The following is a 21,853-nucleotide window of genomic DNA, read 5'->3' on the forward strand; positions in this document are numbered from 1 at the left end:
AGTCCTGTTTAATACAGGGCTTTTTTATTTTTAATCCGAACCATAAATGATGGAAAGTGAAGCTAATTTTATTGCAGTTATAAATCATGAAATTTCATCCATTAGATGTTTGGAAAAGAGCAAATCTAATCTACGTTTTCCCCCAGTTGCTTTAGTACTGATCTTTTGACCAATATCCGACACAACTTGACGTTTAAAATACTTTTATTTGCACTTGAACATTTTTCATTCGGTATCATATAAAGGTTTTTGATGAATTTTCTAGGATCATTGCATGAGCCAAAGTCACATCCGTATTCGAGGTGCACGTACCCATAACCTGAAAAATGTGAACCTTGATATTCCACGCGACAAGTTTGTGGTGATTACGGGACTGTCTGGTTCAGGTAAGTCCTCATTGGCATTCGATACGTTATATGCGGAAGGTCAACGCCGTTATGTAGAATCTTTGTCTGCCTATGCGCGTCAATTCCTTTCGCAAATGGAAAAGCCGGAAGTTGATTCGATTGAGGGCTTAAGCCCGGCCATTGCTATCGAACAGAAGTCGACCAGTCATAACCCGCGTTCGACTGTAGGTACCATTACCGAAATCTATGACTATTTACGTCTGCTCTATGCACGTGTAGGCACACCTTACTGTCCGGAACACGATCTGCCTATGGTGGCACAGACCGTAACTGAAATGGTCGATGCAGTTAAAGAACTGGAAGAAGGCACTGCGCTGTTATTGTTAGCGCCTGTCGTGCGTGAACGTAAGGGTGAGTACACAGCGTTATTTGAGCAACTGCAAAGCCAAGGCTTTGTACGTGCGCGTGTTGATGGCGAGATCATGGAAATTGATCCACCACCCGAGCTGGACAAAAAGAAAAAACATACCATTGAAGTGGTAGTTGACCGCTTTAAGGTACGTAATGATCTCGGTAACCGGATTGCAGAAAGTTTTGAAACTGCGCTGCGTCTCGGTGGAGATATTGCGATCCTGTCCTGGATGAAAGGCGAAAATGATGATCGCGTATTTTCTGCCAAACACTCCTGTCCGGAATGTGACCGCGCTGTGGCAGAACTGGAGCCACGCCTGTTTTCATTTAACAATCCCTTTGGCGCCTGCCCGGTCTGTGATGGTTTGGGTACCCGTAGCCATTTCAGTGCGGACAAACTGATTCCCAATCAGGAAGTCAGCATCAGCCAAGGTGCGATTCGTGGCTGGGATCGTCAGCGTCCGTATTATTATGGCATGCTGCAAAAAGTAGCCGAGCATTTTGGTTTTTCTCTAGAAACGCCTTGGAATGAACTGGATGCCAATACCAAGAAGAAATTCCTTTATGGTACCGGTAAAGAAAAAATTGACCTGAGCTATATTGATGAACGTGGTCGCCGTCATAACCGGGTGATGCCATTTGAAGGTATCTTGCCGCATCTGGAACGCCGTTACCGCGAAACCGAAAGTAATTATGTCCGTGATGATCTGGCGCAGTATCTCTCTAATGCTGCCTGTGATGCTTGTGATGGTTCACGTCTGAATGAAATCTCGCGTAATGTGAAAATTCTGGACAAGACCATTGCCGACGTTACCCGCATGTCGATTGGCGAGGCCGAGAGCTATTATCAGGACATTAATCTGGAAGGTGCTCGCGGTGAAATTGCGGACAAGATTTTCAAGGAAATCCGTGAGCGTCTGCACTTCCTGGTATCTGTCGGTCTGAACTATTTGAGCTTATCCCGCTCTGCTGAAACCCTGTCTGGTGGTGAAGCACAGCGTATCCGTCTGGCCTCACAAATTGGTGCCGGCCTCATGGGTGTAATGTATGTGCTGGATGAACCTTCGATTGGTCTGCATCAGCGTGATAATGATCGCCTGTTACAAACCCTGATTCGTCTGCGTGACCTCGGCAATACCGTTTTAGTGGTCGAGCATGATGAAGATGCGATTCGTGCAGCAGACCATATTATTGATATTGGTCCGGGTGCCGGTGTGCATGGTGGCCATGTGATTGCAGAAGGAACTTATCAGGAACTCGCTGAAAATAAAGATTCCCTGACCGGTAAATATCTGTCTGGCAAACTGAAAATTGAAGTGCCGAAAAAACGGGTTCAGCCACCAAAACCGGAAGAACAGATCAAATTGATGGGTGCTGCCGGGCATAACCTGAAGAAAGTCGATCTGACCATTCCATTGGGAATCATGACTTGTGTCACCGGTGTTTCAGGTTCTGGTAAATCTACGTTGATTAACCGGACTCTGTTGCCACTAGCAGCGACTCAGCTGAATGGTGCAACCACGCTGACTGCCGAGAAGTTTGATTCGATTGATGGTCTGCAATTTCTGGATAAAGTCGTTGATATTGACCAAAGCCCGATTGGTCGTACACCACGTTCGAACCCAGCAACTTATACTGGTTTGTTTACTCCAATTCGTGAACTGTTTTCACAGACTCCGGAAGCCAAAGCGCGGGGTTATACCGCTGGCCGTTTCTCATTTAACGTGAAAGGTGGACGCTGTGAGGCCTGTGAAGGTGATGGCATGATCAAGGTGGCGATGCACTTCCTGCCGGATATGTATGTGCCGTGTGATGCCTGTCATGGCAAGCGTTATAACCGTGAAACGCTGGAAGTGAACTACAAAGGCAAGAATATTTCTGATGTATTGCAGATGACCGTTGAAGATGCCATGTATTTCTTTGATGCGATTCCAGTGATTCATCGTCGTCTGGAAACCTTGCATCAGGTTGGTCTGGGCTATATCCGTCTGGGCCAGTCAGCGACCACCCTTTCTGGTGGTGAAGCGCAGCGTGTGAAACTGGCACGTGAGCTAGCCAAACGGGATACCGGCAAAACCCTATATGTACTGGATGAACCAACCACTGGTCTGCATTTCCATGATATTGCCAAGTTGCTGGACATTCTGCATGAGCTACGCAATAAAGGGAATACCATTGTGGTGATTGAACATAACCTGGATGTGATCAAGACTGCAGACTGGGTAGTAGACCTTGGCCCTGAAGGTGGTGCGGGTGGCGGTATGATTATCGCGGAAGGTACTCCGGAAGATGTTGTGAAAGTTAAGGCTTCACATACAGGGAAATTCTTAAAGCCGTTATTGAAGTAATTTATCCCCCCAACCCTCCTTTGAAAAAGGAGGGAGTGCCCCATTGCTGTCCCACAATTTTTCACAAGAGGAAGCTCAAATGAGCTTCCTCTTGTTTTATGGGTATTTTATCGGGTGAAAATAAAGCTTTTAAAGTTCTTCTTTCAAACAAATTCACTTGAATTATTCTGAGTAAACGTTGAACTGTCCAACCTGTTTTTCCTAAATGTTGAGCGAAACTCACCAATAAATAGGCGATCATCGCAATCCAGATTTGTGTCTGAATTGCGTTCCTGCTGCGGCCTAGAAACGCTTTTAATTTGAGATTCTGCTTAATCGCCTTAAAGAACAGCTCAACTTTCCAACGATCTTTATAAATCGCCGCAATGGTGGAGGCGGCTAAATGAAAGTTATTGCTGAGAAAGCTAAAGTGCTTGCCACTTTGCTGATCTCTATATTCAATTCTTCTTAACACTGGGGCTTTTCTTTTTAGGGCATGTGCGCTATTCAGCTGAATGGTTTCATCTTTTAGAATACCTTTGGATTCAAGCACTGGATGTTGCTGGATCACCTGATACACAGATTTAGGCCTAAAACGTGTGACAAATCCAATGTTTTGAGCAGTCAGATTTGCATACCATTGGTAATCGACATAGCCTTTATCAAAAACTACAATGCTGCCAGCAGGAAACTGGAATTTGCGGCCTTGTACCATGTCATTTTCTTTGCCATTTTCAACTGCAACAAACTCAGGAATATCATTGCTGTGATTCAATCCTATACTGAGTTTCATGCTGGCTTTTGAGTCGTGAACTTTGGCCCATTCACATAAGGAAAGCGACAGGTCAATATGACTGGCATCCAAGGAATACAAGGGATTCTTAAAGCGAAATTTATGAGCGACTTTTGAGTGGTCATAGTATTTAAGCAACTTGTAAAATAGCTGTTGATACAAGGCAGCAGGCTGCTGCTCATTGATTCGTGCCAGCGTGCTTCGGGGAATAGACTTTGCTCCGAGATGACTTAGCTTTTCCTGTTGGCACTCCAAATTGGATTGAATATCTCTCAGACTTTGCCTACAAGAGAATTGAGACATCAATATGGCAATAAACTGATCCCACCGGGAAGCTGCTCTAAATTTCTGTCCAACATGGTGTACTTTAGCAAGTTGTTCAAAATCCTGTCGCACAACAGGTTTAATTAGCTCATGAAATACGGTATTCTGATGTGACAAAACCTGAATCCTGGTCGTTAAAGTGTTTGTTTGCACTCATATTTTAACTGTTAGGACTCAGGTTTTTTTATTTAAAGCAAACTATGGGACAGCAGTGGGGAGTGCCCCTCTTTTAAAAAGAGGGGGCTTTTATTTTTGACTATGCGATTGAGCGAATATTTTCAGCCAATTGTGCCAGCGCTTGATCATCCGCCCTTCGAGCATCATGCGATGAAATATAGCCCTCATAAGCATCAAAATACTTATCGACCGAAGAATTAATTGGCTGCCAGTTTTCATGGGTATTTTTAGTCTGATGCATTGGAAATAGCTTGGCATGCACATGATCGACACCAAATCCCTCAAACACCATTCCTGTTCGGCCAACGTCATCAAAATAACGATCCAATTTTAGGGCGACCTGCTTGGTATATAGGATCAGATTTGTCAGCACCTGGTCACTCAGTTCAAAGGCATAGCTGGAATAATGCTGTTTTGGAATCACTACACTCGCGCCCAATGTATTGGGAAATATAGTAAGAAACGCCATAAAATCATCATTTTCATCGATTAAATGACATGGCAATTCCCCTTTTACCATTTGACAGAAAATACAATTTTTACTCATTTTAAGAACCCCTAAATTTTTATATTTTTTAAAAACTTCAATGAAATTTACTTTATTTTTTAACAATATAAACGATAAAAATTATGACTCTTCAGATTGTTTAGTTTAAAAAATTCAGTTAAGTGGTTTAAACCTCAGCCACCACATTACGTCCTTTGGCTTTGGCCTTAAATAACGCCTCATCGGCCTGTTCCAGTAACGCAATCCACGACTCTGCGCCAATCGCCACCCCAATACTCACCGATACATGAATATCTTCATCAGCTGAGGTCAGAATAGAATGCTCAGCGACTTCAGTCCGGATTTTATTCGCTAGCATGAAAGCATGCTGCATCTCGATATTTTCAATCAGGACCAGAAATTCGTCTCCGCCATAGCGAACCAGCAGATCCGAAGCACGGACATTGGCTTTTAAGCGTTCTGCAACCAGCTGAATGACCTGATCACCAATAATATGCCCATATTGATCATTGACCTGTTTAAAATGATCAATATCAATAATCATCAGGCAGGTTCGCTTAAACTGGGTTGGATGCGTTTCCATAAAACGGATATATTCATCGAGCGCAAAACGGTTAGCCAGTCCGGTCAGGGAATCGGAATGGGCAATATTTTTCAGTCGAAATTCTAATGCTTCACGCTCTTGCAGTATATGCTGCAGTTTTTGAATTGCTGTAAATAAGGATTCAGTAGGACGGTCTATTTTTAGTTTTGATTGTGCTTGCTTCCGTTCAGACCCAGTGGACAAATCAAATAAAATTTTACGTGCGCGAATTAAAGGAATAAAGATGCGTTTACGCGCAAAAATCATGGTCAAAATTGCCGTAATCAGGGAAATTCCAGATAAGGCCACCGTCCAGATCAAATGATTCAGACTGTGGCGCATTTCCTTAATAGCCACATCTTTGGTGTATTGCAGTAAATAGTTCTGCAAATCAATCACTGTTGTAAATTTATCTACAATAGCTTCAGTCAGCTGGGTTCCGGTTAAATAGTAAGGACGCTGCTGCCGACTATCTTCAATCAGTCGCTCCACAATCGGTAAACCTTGCTAGATAAATTCAGTTCCGACCCGCTGATGTAAACGAATAAACTCATCAGTTTTGCCCTGAACAGGCTGTAGCGTATCAATGATATCCCAGAGATAACGTACCTGATGCTGGACCTGTAAGGAACGGGTAATGTTTTGCTCCGGAATCTGGGTTCCAAATGTCACATGAGCCATAACATTTGACGCTACCCGACCCGATTGATCCCTAAGATCAGATAAAAACAGGATTTCACTCATGTAATTATCCAAACGTGCAGATGGAGTAGCAGAAGCAATCACTACTCCTTTCAGAATTTCACGGCTGCTCTCCCAGGCACTAAACATGGCGAGAATGGCCTGATCCATTTCCTGTGCAGTACGTTCCGGGCGAGGTATTTGAGTATAGAGATCGACCTGCTTACGCCCATATTGCAGACTAGGCTTTAACTCAGATAAAAGTTGCTGGCTTAGGTGATTAAAACCGACCTGATCGAGTGCCTGAGCCGTGATCTGCATCTGTTGATCGACTTCCTGACAGTAATCACTTAACTCCTGCTGATGTTTGGCAAATTCCTCAACCGAGCTGGACATTACTTTGTTGGCGGGTGCCCGTTCCCGGGAGATTTTATTGGCGAGATCGGTGACCTGTTGTAAGGCATCAAGCTGCTGATAGGTTTGTTTTGATTTTAAATAATGTTGACTACTATCAATAATTAAGGGAATACAAATACACAATAAACATAAAATAATGATCGACATCGACCAGTACAGATGTTTGCTGATTTTCTCAGAGCGCAAAGTATTCATCTTGATTTTTAGTCCTTCACATAGATCAAGGACTCCCCATTTAATAGTAGATAGATTATACAAATAAACGTCTGCTCATCATCAATATTTCTTCCCAATTACGTTGATTTTCAGAAGGTTTTTCTTATGTTCTTAAAGGTTTTAGCTCTTTATATTTTCAGGATTTTCTATCTGTTATCACTAAAACATAAATAGGAATGAAAATTTCATAATTTAAAATATAAGAAAATTAAAAAACTCGCTTTCTGAACTATTTACACGTGCAACAATTAGGTGCATAATGCACCGCATTAGGGCGAGTTAAATTATTCCTCAGCAGATTTTTTGATTTACCCGCAAATTTTGGCGAAAAAACCTCAATTCTTTATAGAAATTGAGGTTTTTTTTTGCAATTTTATAGAACAAGGCTATTTTTAAATTGAATTAATGCACCATTAAGGTGCGTTTAAGAAACATCTATGATTGCTTTCTATACTTGTTTTTTCATCTTCTTTTATGAAGTAATCCGTAAACTGAGATTTCCAGAAAATTTAGGTAAAAAAAAGCCCAACCTTGGGGAAAGCTGGGCCGATAAAAACAAAAATATGTGGAGAATCAGGCTAAATCACTATGAAAGTGTGAACTCTAACTTGATTTTCATATTATGTAAAATTCCCCCAAAAATGTAAAGTCGATTGCTTCAGTCAAGATTATAAAACATGCCCATCTAGCTTAAAAAACAGACATTCATTCTGAAGCTCGAGCTGATTATGCTCTAAAATTAAGCAATCCAGTCAAGACATGTTGCGCCAGACATCTTGCACTTCTTGACACATTTATGAATTAGCTCACCGATTATTAATTGTTTTAATAGATTATTAAATTAAAATTGATCGTACTAAGTGATTTAAATAATCACACAATTTCTCCTTAATTTTTAGTCAAAATCTATATTTAAATTCTAGCTTTTTGTTATACAAGAGTTTTTATCTAAAATGGCTTCCGAGCCTGATACTTAAATTTTACACAAAATTAATACAATGATTTAGCTTAAAAAAATAGCGATTTCGAATTGGATTGACTTAATAAATTGTCACAATACAATACGTTCCTGTTGTACATCTTTTGTAACAAAATGGTAAATATCATGAAAAAACTCGGTTTAGCCACTGCTTTATTATTAGCCATGACCGGTGCTCAAGCATATCAATTTGAAGTTCAAGGTCAGTCAGAGTACATCGACAACACTGCGAATGACAAAGACTTCACTGGCGCTGTTCAAGGTACTTACTACTTCAAAGATGTAGACGCTTCTAAAGGTCCTTTAGCTGAAGCAGCTTTCATCAACCAGGCATCTAATGTTTCTGCTGCTTATACATACGGCGAAAACGGACAAGAATTTGGTGATCGTACTGTACACCATACTTTTGGTGCAAAAGGTGAAGCTTACATCCCAACTAAAGTTGTTCCTGCTTATGCAAGCGCTTCTTATAGCCATACTATCACTGATAGCAAAGCTGGCCAAAATGATGACAATGGCGACCGTTATGCATTAGAAGTAGGTGTACTTCCTATTCCTAACTTCCTGGTAGCTGTAGGTTACACAAGCGTTGCAGACCAAACTTCTTATGACGCTTTCAACATGTTCAACAATGGCGTTGCTAAAGCTGCTATTGAGTCTCAAACAATCGCTGAAGACCAAGATGCAATCACTGCTCGTACTAAATATGTAGGCGCAATTGACGGCACTAACATGTCACTTGGCTTCGAAAGCGGCTTGGTTTATGGTGAAGATACTGCTTACAACCTGGGTACTACTTTGTACATCAACCCTAAATTAAGCGTTGGTGCATCTTATATGGAATCTAGCTACGCTAACTCTCCAGACAAAGCTTGGGGTGCGAACGTAAACTACTTCATCACTCCTGCTGTTGCAGTTGGCGCATCGTATGTAAATGCAAATGCTGAAGGCCAAGCACTTGATACACAAACTATTGGTGTAAATGCCAAATTCCGTTTCTAATTTCTGATTAGATTCTGGATCAAAAAAGGACGCATATTGCGTCCTTTTTTATTGTTTTATGACTTTCGTTTACTCAGGCGTACGTACCAGACTTAAGAAGTGCAAATGACGTTCATATTGGTCAATGATGTCCTGGATCAAATCTTCCTGAGTCCATTCCATCACATCATAATTTTGCCCCCCCTCCCTTAAAAAGACTTCTGCCTGATAAGACTGCGGAGAATCTGCATCTGGCATAAAGCTTGGTGCTAAAGTCTGGGTAGCAATGACCTGATAAATAAAGTTCATTTCATTCTGATGATCGACACGTAACTCGATTCCATCTTCCAGTTTAAAGATTTTCACCTGGATGTGACGACGTTTCAGTTCAGCCTGAAAACTGTTAAAAGCTTTACTGACCATCGTATCAATATAATCACGTACTTCATCATGCGTATGCGGATAATGCATAATTAAACCGAGTCGCTGTTGCCAGCTACGCGGATTCTGAATGGCCCGTGGGGTAATGCGTGCAGCTTGTAGCGCATGCATTTTCGTTACATCCAGATGCAGGGCCTTAATCAGTCCCCAGCAAATCAGCAGCATAATAAATGTAAACGGCAAGGCACTCATAATCGTAGCCGACTGCAGGGCCTCTAGGCCACCCGCCAGTAACAGAATGATGGCCAATAAAGCCATTAACACGGTCCAGAACAGACGCTGCCAGGTCGGTGAATTCTCGGTTTTGGCAGTGAGATAATCCGTGACTAATGATCCAGAATCTGCAGAAGTGACAAAGAACAGGATGACCAATACCGTAGCAATAATACTGGTGACTGAATTAAATGGCAGATTACCTAAAAATTCGAACAGCGCTACAGAAGAATCACGTTGTACTGCCTCAAGCAGGTTGGTATTGGCCTCATGCATGATGCTGAATAATGCTGCATTGCCCATAAAGCCCATCCAGATCAGGGTAAATCCGGTAGGAATCAGTAGAACCCCAACAATGAACTCACGGATACTGCGGCCTTCGGATACTCGGGCAATAAACATCCCGACAAATGGCGACCAGGAAATCCACCAGGCCCAATACATAATGGTCCAGCCACCAATCCAGCCACTAGGCTGATAGGCATACAGATTAAAGGTCATACTGAACAGGTTTGCAACATACTGGCCAGAGTTTTGAATGGTGGTCTGCAGAAGATAGATGCTTGGACCGGTAACAAAAACAAAGATGAGTAGCAGTAAGGCAAGCAGCAGATTCAGTTCAGCCAGGCGTTTGATGCCCTTATCCAAACCAAAAAATACCGACATCGATGCCATTACAGTAACGGCAATAATCAAAATAACCTGAGTACTGGGTGTCTGCTCAACTCCAAACAGATAATTCAGTCCGGAGTTAATCTGGGTCACCCCAAAACCTAAAGTTGTCGCGACCCCAAATACTGTCCCTAAGGTGGCAAAAGTATCTACCCCGTCTCCGATCGGGCCATGAATCCGGTTACCGATTAATGGATATAAGGCGGAGCGAACTTTTAAAGGCAGGTTATGTCGATACGCAAAATAAGCCAATGACAGACCCACAATGGTGTAAATCGCCCAGGCATGCAGACCCCAGTGGAAGAAGGTCACGCGAATAGCTTGCTGTGCGGCCAGTACAGTTTCCGGTTCACCAGCAGGTGGCGTAACATAGTGCATAACCGGTTCGGCAACCCCGAAAAACATCAGACCGATCCCCATGCCTGCGGTAAACAGCATGGCAAACCAGGATGCCTGGCTGTATTTTGGCTGACTATGGTCAGGCCCGAGTTTAATTTTCCCCATATCGGACAGGGCAATATAAATCAGGACAATCAGAAAGATCGCCACGGAGAGGACATAAAACCAGCTAAATGAAGTGGTAATCCACGCATTCATTTGCTTGGTCAACAGGTCGAATGAATCAGGTGCCAGTATCACCAGTCCCAAAAAAATGGCGATAATCACCACTGTACTAATAAAGACATTCGGATTGATATTGGCAAACCAGGATGAAGGTTTGGAAGGCATAGATCCCCCATTTTTTAATAGATTGAATGCCGGGAGGCTTGAATCATTATTGATAAGTAAAAACATTCTGACCGAGAGAATTACGGTCAAAGATACGTTTTGGACCTTAAGATTTTAAAATATACAGGAAAATAAAGCCGTTAAGTTACTGTAACCAAGCTATACAGCTCTGTACGTTCTATTCCTCAGGCTTTCTATGCTTATGTTGTATATAAGTCTGTTTAGGAAGATGGGAAATATACTGTAAGGCAATCAGACGCGAGACAATCAGGGCCAGATACATCACCCCGACAAACATCTGGATAATGGCCAGCATCCGTGCGACCGGGCTGACCGGCATCACATCAGATAATCCTGTAGCAGACTGCACACTAAAGCTCAGAAAGAGCAGATCCAGCCATGGCTGATAAGCTTTTAAATCTGGGTCTGAAAAGCTGTAAGGCACCCATAACTGGCAAATGCTATAGAGAAAAGCAAAGCCCCAAGCCAGCAACGTAAAAACCGCTCCCGCTGCAAACAGCTCATCTTTGGTCAGATAACGATCATGAAACATATAACGTAACAGGCCATACGCTGCACTGAAATAGGCGCTGGCTTCAAACAGGTGGGCGACGATCATGATCCAGGTATAGCGCAGCCCCAACACAATTAATGACGAAAAGAAAATAGCCCCTGCGACAAAGATGAGTCCCAGAATGGTAAACATCGGAGTCTGACGAATTACCTTGGCAATCACCAGCAAGACCATCACCCCCAGCATCCATGTACCCGCGCGATAAGACACACTGTCATAACTCAGCATCGATAGGATCAGAATCAGTAATTGTAGGCATAGTAGCCACGCAGAAGGCAGATACTTAAAATGGGTCCAGAATCGTAGCAGGGAGTGCTTCATGAGATTTGTCTTGATGTCCTGTCGAGCATCATTATTGTTATCGCTGGCTTAACATAGCATGATCTGGCTAATGGATAGAAACAGGATTGTATAAAAATCATTGAAATCTCAGTTAAAAGTGAGAGTGTTCTACTTAAGATTGACTATCCAAAAGTCCTCCTCTCCATTTGATAACTCAGGTATTTTATCGCTATAAAAAAAGCCCCCATCAGGAGGCTTTTTTAGGACATCAGATCTTAGTGATCAGATGCACCTGAGATTCCAATACCTGTTTGTGAACGAACAAACTGTGCATCAAAGGCTTTGCGTTCTGCTTGTGCTTTCACTGAGCGGTCTGTGATGGAGAAGAACCAGCAGCAGAAGAAAGACAGTGGCATTGCAAATAATGCAGGACCATTAAATGGAACGACTGGTGTATCTGAAATCGCGAAAGTATCTACCCAAACGGCTTTAGACAGTACGATCAGTACTACCGCAGTCACCAGACCAACCACGCCACCAATGACAGCACCACGTGTAGTCAGGCCTTTCCAGAACATAGACAGTACCAGTACCGGGAAGTTGGCACATGCGGCTACCGAGAATGCCAGACCCACCATGAAGGCAACGTTTTGCTTCTCGAACAGGATTCCCAGAATCATCGCAAAGATAGCAAGACCAAGGGTCGCAATTTTAGACATGCGCAGTTCAGATTCAGGCGTAGTACGGCCTTTCTTGAATACGTTTGCATACAAGTCATGTGAAATTGCTGAAGCACCTGACAAGGTCAAACCTGCAACAACTGCAAGAATGGTTGCGAATGCCACTGCAGAAATGAAGCCCATGAACAGGTCACCACCCACAGCATCTGCCAGGTGAACCGCAGCCATGTTGTTACCGCCCACCAGCTCTAGCTTGCCTGTGATTGCCATTTTCGCAATGTCCAGGAACTGCGGGTTATTCGCTACGTATAGAATCGCACCAAAACCGATAATGAAGGTTAACAGGTAGAAGTAACCAATAAAGCCTGTCGCAACAACCACTGATTTACGTGCTTCTTTGGCATCTTTTACCGTAAAGAAGCGCATCAGGATATGTGGCAGACCTGCTGTACCAAACATCAGCGCCAGACCGAGAGAAATCGCATCGACTGGATTCGAAGCCAGGTTACCTGGGCCCATGATCTTGGTTGCATCTGCAAGACTCAGGTCATGTACTTTAGAGTAAACCTGAATCGATTGTTCAAACATATTGGTGAAGCTAAAACCTACGCCTTTCATGACCATGAAAGCCATAAATGTCGCACCAGACAACAGCATCACGGCTTTAATAATCTGTACCCAAGTCGTTGCCAGCATGCCACCGAAGATTACGTAAGCCATCATCAGCAGGCCAACAATTACCACAGCAATGTTGTAGTTCAGACCGAAAAGTAATTTGATCAACTGACCTGCACCCACCATCTGTGCGATCAGGTAGAACGCCACCACAACCAGTGAACTTAATGCAGCCAGAGTACGCACCGGTTTTTCTTCCAGACGGAACGACACTACATCGGACAGGTTGAATTTACCCAGGTTACGCAAACGTTCTGCCACCAGGAATAAAACGATTGGCCAACCCACCATGAAGCCTAGTGAGTACAGCAATCCGTCAAAACCTGACAGGAACACCATCGCGGAAATACCGAGGAAAGATGCTGCAGACATGAAGTCACCAGCAATGGCCAGACCGTTCTGGAAACCAGAAATGCCGCCGCCGGCAGTATAGAAATCATTGGTATTTGTGGTTTGTTTGGCAGCCCATTTGGTAATAAATAAGGTTGCTCCAACGAAAATCACAAACATGATAATCGCGTGCCAGTTGGTCGCTTGCTGCTCCGCAGCACCCAGATCTGGTCCAGCAAATGCCATTGCCGAGCTGAGCAAGGTCAGCGCTGCAGCAGCAAGCGCTTGATATGAAATCCCTTTCATCTTAGTGTTGCCCCTTTTCTTTTGTAATCGCTTCCACTTCCTGAATTGCTTCTCTGTTCAGCTGATCAAGTTTGTTATTGGCAATGTAGGAATACACCCAGCACAATATAAAAGACAAAATAATGATACCGATACCTAGAGGTACACCCCAGGTCGTTATACCGCCAGAAATTGAAGACAATAGAAATTCTTTGTTGTAGCCAACAAGCAACATGAAACCGACATAGACAAATAGCATGATGCCGGTTAAGGTCCAGCTCAGCGTACTTTTTCTACGTACCATTTCTTTGAATTTGGGATTCTGTAGAATTCTTTCTACTTGTGCCTCATCCATAGTTACACTCCTGTAGCCCCACCATGGGCTTACTATTTTTTAATTCGAATTATCACTGTTGCAAAATAACAACATTTAGAATGACTTGTAATTTAGACTTTGGTCGTTAAAAAATGATCAATTTAAACTGCTGAGTGCATGATGCGGTATCATAGCGTCATGCACAGTACACATCAGGCTATATGAACAGTTGGCTCATCATAGGGGTGCTCGCCCTCTATATCACTTTACTCTTTACTTGCGCTTTCTATGGGGAAAAACATGCCAGCCGGCTCAGTACCCGTGGCCGCATGCTATTGTTTAGTTTAACTTTAGGCGTCTACTGTTCTTCCTGGACATTTTATGGCGCGACTGGCGCTGCGGTTCGTGAAGGGATTATTTTCCTGCCGATCTATCTTGGTCCCCTGCTTTTTGTCGCGATTGGTTACGATATCTGGCGCCGTCTGGGACGGGTACGCCAGCATCATGCGATTTCTTCGATCGCGGATTTCGTCGCTGCACGTTATGGTAAAAGTGGGCCTCTGGCTTCACTGGTGACCATTCTGGCGGTGATTGCCATCATTCCCTATCTGGCCTTGCAGTTACGTGCTATTGCCTTGAGTGCGGCGGTCATTCTGGAACCTTCAGCCGGGATTGCCAGTACCACCAATAGCGTACTGTTCCTGACTGGCGTCCTGGCAATTTTAGCGATGATTTTCGGTACCCGGCAGATTGCCAATACCGAACAGCATGGCGGTCTGATGCTGGCTGTCGCCTTTGAATCCTTCGTCAAGCTATTTGCCTTGCTGGCCGTAGCCTGTTTCTTTATTTTTGAAGCACCAGAAAATCTGCCTCAGATCAGTAGCGATATTCAGTCTACTTTCCATGATGTACAGCTGTTTGGCGTACCGGAAAGCTTCTGGGTTCAGACTCTGCTGGCTGCATTGGCGATTATCTGTTTGCCACGTCAGTTCCATGTCGCCGTAGTTGAATTACGGGATGAAAAACATATCCGTGGTGCACGTCGCTGGTTTGCCATTTATCTGATTCTGACCACACTGGCAATTATCCCGATCGCCAGCTGGGCACTGCATGCGGCACCGCAATATCTGGCGATTCCTGATGTTGCAGTGCTGTCTTTACCGCTTAGCTATAATCAGGACTGGCTAACTTTACTGGCCTTCTTAGGGGGCTTCTCGGCTTCTACCGGTATGCTGCTGGTATCTTCAGTCGCTTTATCCATCATGCTAAGTAATGACCTGATCATGCCGGCGCTCTGGCGTTTAAACCTGATCTCACGGCATGACAAACGTTTACCACTGGTACTGAAATTTACCCGCCGGATCTGTATTCTGGCCGTGATGTTGATGGGCTTCCTGTTCTTCAACTTCTTTAATGATATTGACCAGCTTTCTGTTTTTGGCTTGTTGGCCTTTAGTGCTGTGGCACAGTTTGCCCCTGCCCTGATTGGTGGCTTGTACTGGCGTGGTGGAAGTAAGCAAGGTGTGTATGCGGGTCTGTTGACCGGTTTTGCACTGTGGTCGTATACCCTGCTATTACCAACAATTTTGCGCAGCCTGCCAGAAGCCTATCAGCAGTTTAGCCAGAGTTTTCTGGAACAGGGTCCTTTGGGCTGGAACTGGTTACGTCCTGAAGCCCTGATCGGTTTCGAATCTTTTGATCCTCTGACGCATGGTGTGGTCTGGGCACTAGGTCTGAATACATTCCTATATATCTGGGTTTCCCGGATGTTCCGTCCAAGTGTGGCTGAACAGATTCAGGCAGAAAGTTTCTTCTACTATGAAACCAAGCCGCTTCCTTCTCAAAGCCCATCCACTGATGTCAGCTACTCACATCAGGATGTGGCTCGTTTAAAAGTTGGTGACCTGATTACGCTGGCTAAGCGCATTACCGGTGAAGGCCCGACCATGCAGGCCTTCCAGCAGTTCTGTGCTCAAAATAGTGTGGAACTGAATGAAAATAGCAGTGCCAATGGCATGTGGTGGCGTTTTACCGAGCAGTATCTGGCCGGTACCATTGGTGCAGCATCGGCACGTACCTTGCTGACTACAGCGATGGTCAATAATGGCCTGGCCCTTGGTCAGGTGGCGAATATTCTGGATCAGGCCTCACAATGGCAGCGTTTTAACCAGAACCTGATCATGACCATGATCGACCATATGACCCAAGGGGTGAGTGTGGTCGATGAAAACATGTGTCTTGTTGCTTGGAACAACCAGTATCTGAAACTGTTCGATTATCCAAAAGATATTGTTTATGTCGGTTGCCCAATCGCTGATCTGATTCGTTATAACGCTGAACGCGGTGAATGCGGTCCAGGTTCGGTTGAAGAACATGTACGTAAACGGATTCACTGGATGCAGGTTGGTAGTGCGCATGAATTTGAACGGATCCGTAAAGACGGCCGCGTGATTCAGATGCGGGGTAACCCAATTGAAGGCGGTGGTTTCGTGACGACCTTTGCCGATATTACTGCCTTCCGTGAAAATGAAGCATTACTGGAAGCCCGGGTTCAGGATCGTACTCAGCAGCTCGCTGATGCCCTGTCTGAACAGCAACTGGCGCGTGAACAAGCCGACAAAGCCAATATGTCCAAGAGCCGCTTTATTGCTGCAGCCAGTCATGACCTGTTACAGCCAATGCATGCTGCACGTCTGTTTAGTACGGCGCTGGAGCAAAGCGTACAAAGCGAAGAAGATCGCAAGACCTTGCAGCAACTGGACCGTGCCCTGCATGGTGCAGAAAGTATGCTCTCTGCCCTGCTGGATATTGCCCGACTGGAAGGCGGTACCATTCAGCCGAAACGTCAGGCTTATCCACTGCATGACTTATTAAGTGATCTGGAACTGCAATTTAAGTCGATCGCGGCACAGCGTGGCATCAAACTGCGGGTGCATGATGCCCAGTTCTGGATTGACACCGATCCACAATGGATTCGCCGGATTATCCAGAACTTTGTTAGCAATGCTTTGCGTTATACCGCCAAAGGTAAGGTCGTGGTGGGAGTACTGCGTTCTAGCAACCGGCCAAATCATATCCGGATCGGGGTTTGGGATACCGGTCCCGGTATTGCTGAAGAACAACGCATCAAGCTGTTCCAGGAATTCGAGCGTTGCGGCCATACTTCGCCTTGGGGTGAACAGGGTCTGGGGCTTGGTCTCGCCATCGTGCAGCGTATGACCGGTCTACTGGATTATCCAGTTCATGTTTCTTCCGAGCTGGGCAAAGGTTCCTGCTTCATGATTGAAGTGCCACTGACCGCAGCACCGAAAGTCGTTGCCGCCCCTGTTCAGGCTGTGCCATTGAAGTCCAAGGCCTTTAAAATTCTATGTCTGGACAATGATGAAACCATTCTGGAAGGCATGTCGACCTTATTGACCAAATGGGGTTATCAGGTCTTTAAAGCCACCGAACCAGAACAGGCCGCCGAAATGATCCAGCAGGAAAATATTCAAGTCTGGCTGGTCGATCAGCATTTAAATCAGGACAAGATCGGTCTGGACTTTATTCTGGAACATCGCAGTAGTGATATTCCGGTGGCATTAATTACCGCAGATTCTGATCCGGAACTGCCACAGCGCCTGAAGGATTTAAATATTGTCCTGCTGAAAAAACCGTTGAAGCCTGCTTCACTCCGTTCCTGGTTATCCGGTCTGAAAATCTCAGGTAGCTAGAACTTTTTATTTTCATCTCAATGCCCATTTTAATGATTTAAAGTGGGCATTTTTTATACTGAACAAATACCTTTCTTTACCTGACTGGCAAAAAAATCAGGCCAATGTGCTAAAAGCACCAAATTTCACATAATTCCTGCTGATAAATTGCTCAAAATTATCATTTCAGCATTCTCTATGGCAAAAGCCACCAATTCTATTAATATACATGTGTACACCTAGTTACAAATATTTAAATATTTGTTTTAAATTAATTTTTAATCCTATTTTGTAGCAGATAGAACTTTGGTCGTATTTTTAATACAACCAGCCTAGTTCTAAAAATAGACAATATAAGAAACGATCAGTTTCCATCTGACAATGCCTAAATCCTTTTGGCAGCTGGTCTATTTGCACTGCTAGATAGGAGTTATAAAAATGAAACTCGATGAATCAATTGCTCAGCTTCCCGCACAGACTCAGCAATTCCATCGCCAATATAGTGCTAATGCCTTATTACCCAGCATCGACTGGGCACAAATGTTTAAATACAGCAAACTCGACGATACCCAGATTCAGGCACTTGAAACCTTGTATCAGCATGCGGTTCCTTTAGCCCTGCAAGTTTTTGATGAACTGCATTTTGATGTCTTTGAACCTTATGCCTATAAACCGCAAGGTTTAGGCTTATTTGAACGTCTGGCTGAACAGGAAAACAAGCTGATTGAATCTCTGGAAGCGGAAGCCGAAGATTTGCCAGCAAAAACCCGCCATCAGATCTGGAGTATGCTGCTGCGTGGTGGCGCTGTTCTGGTCTTTAAAGCGTGGCTCGGCAAAGTGAAAAATGAAGAAGATTGCCTAGACACGACCCAGTTTGATGAACTCTCTGACTTGCTCTTTATCAAAACCTGTCCGCATGAACTGGCAGAGCACCTGCAGGTCGATCCGAATAGTACAGACGAGCATGTGTTCCTGATGTATGAGGATGAAGTTTATCTGGACCGTTTTAACAGTCTGGAAACTGCTGCCCTGTTTGTAGATTTGGGGGTTTATGATGCAACTTTCCTGAGTCTGCGTGATGACCGTGTGGCGGAATATCTGATCTCCAAAGGCTATGTCACCCAAGAACAGATAGATGAATTGCAATCTGCACTGAACCCCATGTTCTGTACCGATGTCACCCAAAAACAGGATTATATTGCTTAATCTGCAATATTCTCAAAATAAAAAAGACCTCATGTGAGGTCTTTTTTATTTTGTAAGCTGCCTCACTTACATTTTCTTTTCTTCAATATTCAAGGCATTGATGGCAAGCACCGCCTGGGTACGGTTTTGTACACCCAGCTTACGGAAGATTGCTGTCACGTGCGCTTTAATGGTGGCTTCTGAAACATCCAGTTCATAAGCAATCTGTTTGTTCAGCAAGCCTTCAGCTACCATCATCAAGACACGGAACTGTTGCGGTGTTAATGACTGAATCCGTTCTGCCAATGCAGTTTCGTCTGCAGCACGCGGATCAAAGTTCATGTTGGCTGGCAGATTGGGTGGTAACCAGATTTCACCTTCAAGGACTTCACGAATCGCTTCACCAATATGGCTTGGATGTGCAGATTTTGGAATATAGCCCATTGCACCATGTGCAATCGCACGCTGGATAATGCTGGCTTCTTCGTGAGCAGAAACGACAATAATTGGAATCGAAGGATATTGGGCGCGAACGTGGACCAGAGCAGAAAAGCCCGATGCACCTGGCAGGTTTAAATCCAGAAGGACAAGATCAGGCTCAGGACCATTTTCTAGACGTTCATAAAATTCATTGACTGCTGCAGTTTCATGAATCTGCGCTTGTGGCAGACTATAACGAACAGCTTGGATCAGAGCATGACGAAACAGTGGATGATCATCAACGATTAAAATATTCATAGGACGTGAGAGAGATCTTGTGCACAGTAGCTCCTATTCTAACCACACAAGCCAGTTTATGGATATGCAAGATCACCAATTTTTTAAATAATGTGGAGTTTTTCTTTAATTTTTTTAAATTTTGGCTTATTTCAATAATTCTTTAATTCTCATCACTTTTTTATATATGATTTATTCCTATTCTGCATAGCTTATCTTTATTCAATATAAATATAATTATCAGCCATTTATCCAGCTCTATCCGTTTCAGAAGCACATTTTCCGCTTATATAGAAAAATCAGATAACTTTTCAGCATTTCGTTATTTTACACCTACTGCGGCAATCGGGATTAATAGGGTCATTCCGAGCTTAACCATTTTTAGGTACTTCACATGTCCCATTTTTCCGAGCAAAAACCTTTAAACATCGTGGCTGTTTCTGGCGGCCTGAATCACCCATCTAAAACCGAAGCACTGGTTCAAGCCATTCTGGATGAACTGGGTGAAGCGACGCCAATCAATGTACATTTCATTAAGTTCAGCGAAATCGGCCAGCTTTTAGGTGGTGCAATTTACCGTAACCAGTTACCGCAACGCGTACAGGATGATCTGGCAGCCGTTGAAGCAGCAGATGCCCTGATTGTCGGTACGCCTGTTTACCGCGCTTCATTTACGGGTCTGTTTAAGCACTTTTTTGACTTCGTAGAACAAACGGCGCTGGTAGATGTACCGGTTCTTTTAGCAGCTTCTGGTGGCAGTGACCGTCATGCGCTGGTTCTTGAACACCAATTACGTCCATTGTTCAGCTTCTTCCAGGCACAAACTCTGCCAATCGGGGTGTATGCCACAGATCGTGACTTTACGCCTGAATACACCATTCATAGCGAATTACTCCGTGCCCGTATTACCTTGGCAGTGGCTCGTGCCCTACCGATCCTTGAATGGGCGCCAGCAAAGGGGCAGCGTGCTGAGGTCATTAAAGAAAAATCTCAGCAAGCCAACCAGAACCTAGGCATCAATAAGCAAATCGAACAGGAAGAAGTTTTACCTTCCGCTGCAGTGCCAAGTCTGGATGCCGCAGAATCCCGTTTGCACAGCAAGAAAGCGCCAAAGACTCAAGTGGCTTAATAGCCGCTTCATTCAGAGGGTAAGAATAATGTCACAAGATAAAAATATTGTATTTGCTTACTGGGTTCCAAATGTCAGCGGCGGTCTAGTGGTCAGCGACATCGAACAGCGTACTGACTGGAGCTATGACTATAATGTCCGTCTGGCGCAAACTGCTGAGAAAGCAGGTTTTGATTATGCCCTGACCCAGATCCGTTTTACTGCGGGCTATAACGCTGAAAACCAGCATGAATCAGTCAGCTTCAGTCATGGTATCCTGGCGAAAACTGAACGTTTAAAAGTGATTGCCGCGATTCTGCCGGGTCCTTGGAAACCTGCATTGGCAGCGAAGCAGCTGGCCACCATTGACCATCTGACCAATGGCCGGATTGCGATTAACGTCGTAAGTGGCTGGTTCCGTGGCGAGTTTGATGCAATTGGTGAAGAATGGCCGGAACATGACGAACGTTATGCACGTTCAGAAGAATTTATTCGCAGCCTGAAAGGGGTCTGGACTCAAAACAATTTTAGTTTTGATGGCAAGTATTACCAGTTTAAAGACTATACCTTGAGTCCAAAACCAGTACAGAAACCACATATTGAAATCTTCCAGGGGGGAAGTTCCCGGGCAGCACGCGATATGGCATCTCGCGTGTCTGACTGGTACTTCACCAATGGCAATACACCGGAAGAGCTGAAAAAACAGATCGATGATATTCGTGAAAAAGCCAAAGCGAACAACCACTCTGTGAAAATTGGTGTGAATGCGTTTGTGATTGCACGTGATACCGAAGAGGAAGCGCAAGCAGTACTGCGAGAAATCGTAGCCAAGGCCAATGTTCAGGCGGTGAAATCTTTCGGTGAGGCAACGCGTGAAGCGGGCGCAGCCAGTAAGGAAGGTGAAGGTAACTGGGCCAAGTCTACGTTTGAAGATCTGGTGCAATATAACGATGGCTTCCGTACCAACCTGATCGGTACGCCACAGCAGATTGCGGAACGTATCATCGAACTGAAAAAAGTCGGTGTTGATCTGGTCCTTTCAGGCTTCCTGCACTTTATTGAAGAAGTGGAATACTTCGGTGAAAAAGTCTTACCACTCGTGCGTGAACTCGAAGCACAGCAAGCTGAACAGCAACAAGAAGAACAAGAAGCTGAGCTCGTTTAAACTATAATAATGCTCAGCATAACGATTCATTCCCTCAAGGCTCGG

General features: G+C 44.3%; 13 protein-coding genes and 1 pseudogene. 6 read left to right on the top strand and 8 right to left on the bottom strand.

Annotated features, from left to right (window positions below):
- The first annotated feature begins 274 nt into the window (after positions 1-274).
- Positions 275-3,106: an excinuclease ABC subunit UvrA gene (uvrA, locus tag AC4MCD_RS13560; RefSeq protein WP_302700140.1), complete on the top strand. Its 2,832-nt coding sequence runs from the start codon at positions 275-277 to the stop codon at positions 3,104-3,106.
- 61 nt (positions 3,107-3,167) lie between these two features.
- Here the strand turns inward: uvrA and AC4MCD_RS13565 are convergent, their stop codons facing one another.
- The 3 genes and pseudogenes from AC4MCD_RS13565 to AC4MCD_RS13575 form a co-directional block, all read right to left on the bottom strand.
- Positions 3,168-4,319 (bottom strand): IS4-like element ISAbe18 family transposase, encoded by a 1,152-nt coding sequence (locus AC4MCD_RS13565; RefSeq protein ID WP_194088144.1) that lies wholly within the window; start codon positions 4,317-4,319, stop codon positions 3,168-3,170.
- Positions 4,320-4,458: 139 nt separating this feature from the next.
- A complete protein-coding gene (locus tag AC4MCD_RS13570; protein WP_419365487.1) occupies positions 4,459-4,926 on the bottom strand; it encodes an HIT family protein in 468 nt (155 codons plus the stop codon).
- 127 nt (positions 4,927-5,053) lie between these two features.
- Positions 5,054-6,763: pseudogene (locus tag AC4MCD_RS13575) on the bottom strand (GGDEF domain-containing protein).
- Positions 6,764-7,889: 1,126 nt separating this feature from the next.
- On the opposite strand from AC4MCD_RS13575, the gene omp33-36 reads away from it, so the two are divergent.
- On the top strand, positions 7,890-8,765 hold the full coding sequence (gene omp33-36, locus AC4MCD_RS13580; RefSeq protein WP_491876278.1) for a porin Omp33-36: 876 nt from the start codon (positions 7,890-7,892) through the stop codon (positions 8,763-8,765).
- A 69-nt stretch (positions 8,766-8,834) separates the two neighbouring features.
- Here the strand turns inward: omp33-36 and AC4MCD_RS13585 are convergent, their stop codons facing one another.
- The 4 genes from AC4MCD_RS13585 to AC4MCD_RS13600 form a co-directional block, all read right to left on the bottom strand.
- On the bottom strand, positions 8,835-10,799 hold the full coding sequence (locus tag AC4MCD_RS13585) for a glycine betaine transporter (RefSeq protein ID WP_491876279.1): 1,965 nt from the start codon (positions 10,797-10,799) through the stop codon (positions 8,835-8,837).
- 178 nt (positions 10,800-10,977) lie between these two features.
- Positions 10,978-11,694, bottom strand: a complete 717-nt coding sequence (locus AC4MCD_RS13590; protein ID WP_419374861.1) for an ion channel — start codon at positions 11,692-11,694, stop codon at positions 10,978-10,980.
- A 236-nt stretch (positions 11,695-11,930) separates the two neighbouring features.
- Entirely contained in the window at positions 11,931-13,646 is a 1,716-nt protein-coding gene (locus AC4MCD_RS13595) for a cation acetate symporter (RefSeq protein WP_180011055.1), read from the bottom strand.
- A 1-nt stretch (position 13,647) separates the two neighbouring features.
- Entirely contained in the window at positions 13,648-13,980 is a 333-nt protein-coding gene (locus tag AC4MCD_RS13600; RefSeq protein WP_419374862.1) for a DUF485 domain-containing protein, read from the bottom strand.
- A gap of 182 nt (positions 13,981-14,162) precedes the next feature.
- On the opposite strand from AC4MCD_RS13600, the gene AC4MCD_RS13605 reads away from it, so the two are divergent.
- Both AC4MCD_RS13605 and AC4MCD_RS13610 read left to right on the top strand, forming a co-directional pair.
- Positions 14,163-17,654 (top strand): PAS domain-containing hybrid sensor histidine kinase/response regulator, encoded by a 3,492-nt coding sequence (locus AC4MCD_RS13605; protein WP_159123807.1) that lies wholly within the window; start codon positions 14,163-14,165, stop codon positions 17,652-17,654.
- Between the two features lie 417 nt (positions 17,655-18,071).
- Positions 18,072-18,839: a hypothetical protein gene (locus AC4MCD_RS13610; protein WP_491876280.1), complete on the top strand. Its 768-nt coding sequence runs from the start codon at positions 18,072-18,074 to the stop codon at positions 18,837-18,839.
- A gap of 66 nt (positions 18,840-18,905) precedes the next feature.
- On the opposite strand, the gene AC4MCD_RS13615 is transcribed toward AC4MCD_RS13610, so the two are convergent.
- The gene (locus AC4MCD_RS13615) at positions 18,906-19,556 is read right to left on the bottom strand and encodes a response regulator (RefSeq protein ID WP_004781530.1); all 651 of its coding nucleotides are present in this window, start codon (positions 19,554-19,556) and stop codon (positions 18,906-18,908) included.
- A 373-nt stretch (positions 19,557-19,929) separates the two neighbouring features.
- Here AC4MCD_RS13615 and msuE point away from each other — a divergent pair, with 373 nt between their 5' ends.
- Together msuE and sfnG are read left to right on the top strand one after the other, a co-directional pair.
- Positions 19,930-20,664 (top strand): FMN reductase, encoded by a 735-nt coding sequence (gene msuE / locus AC4MCD_RS13620; protein ID WP_005232646.1) that lies wholly within the window; start codon positions 19,930-19,932, stop codon positions 20,662-20,664.
- Between the two features lie 28 nt (positions 20,665-20,692).
- Positions 20,693-21,808 carry a dimethylsulfone monooxygenase SfnG gene (sfnG, locus tag AC4MCD_RS13625; protein ID WP_491876281.1) on the top strand — a complete coding sequence of 372 codons (1,116 nt, stop codon included), beginning with the start codon at positions 20,693-20,695 and terminating at the stop codon, positions 21,806-21,808.
- Positions 21,809-21,853 lie beyond the last annotated feature (45 nt).

The sequence above is a fragment of the Acinetobacter sp. CAU_H_78 genome, from assembly GCF_058599365.1.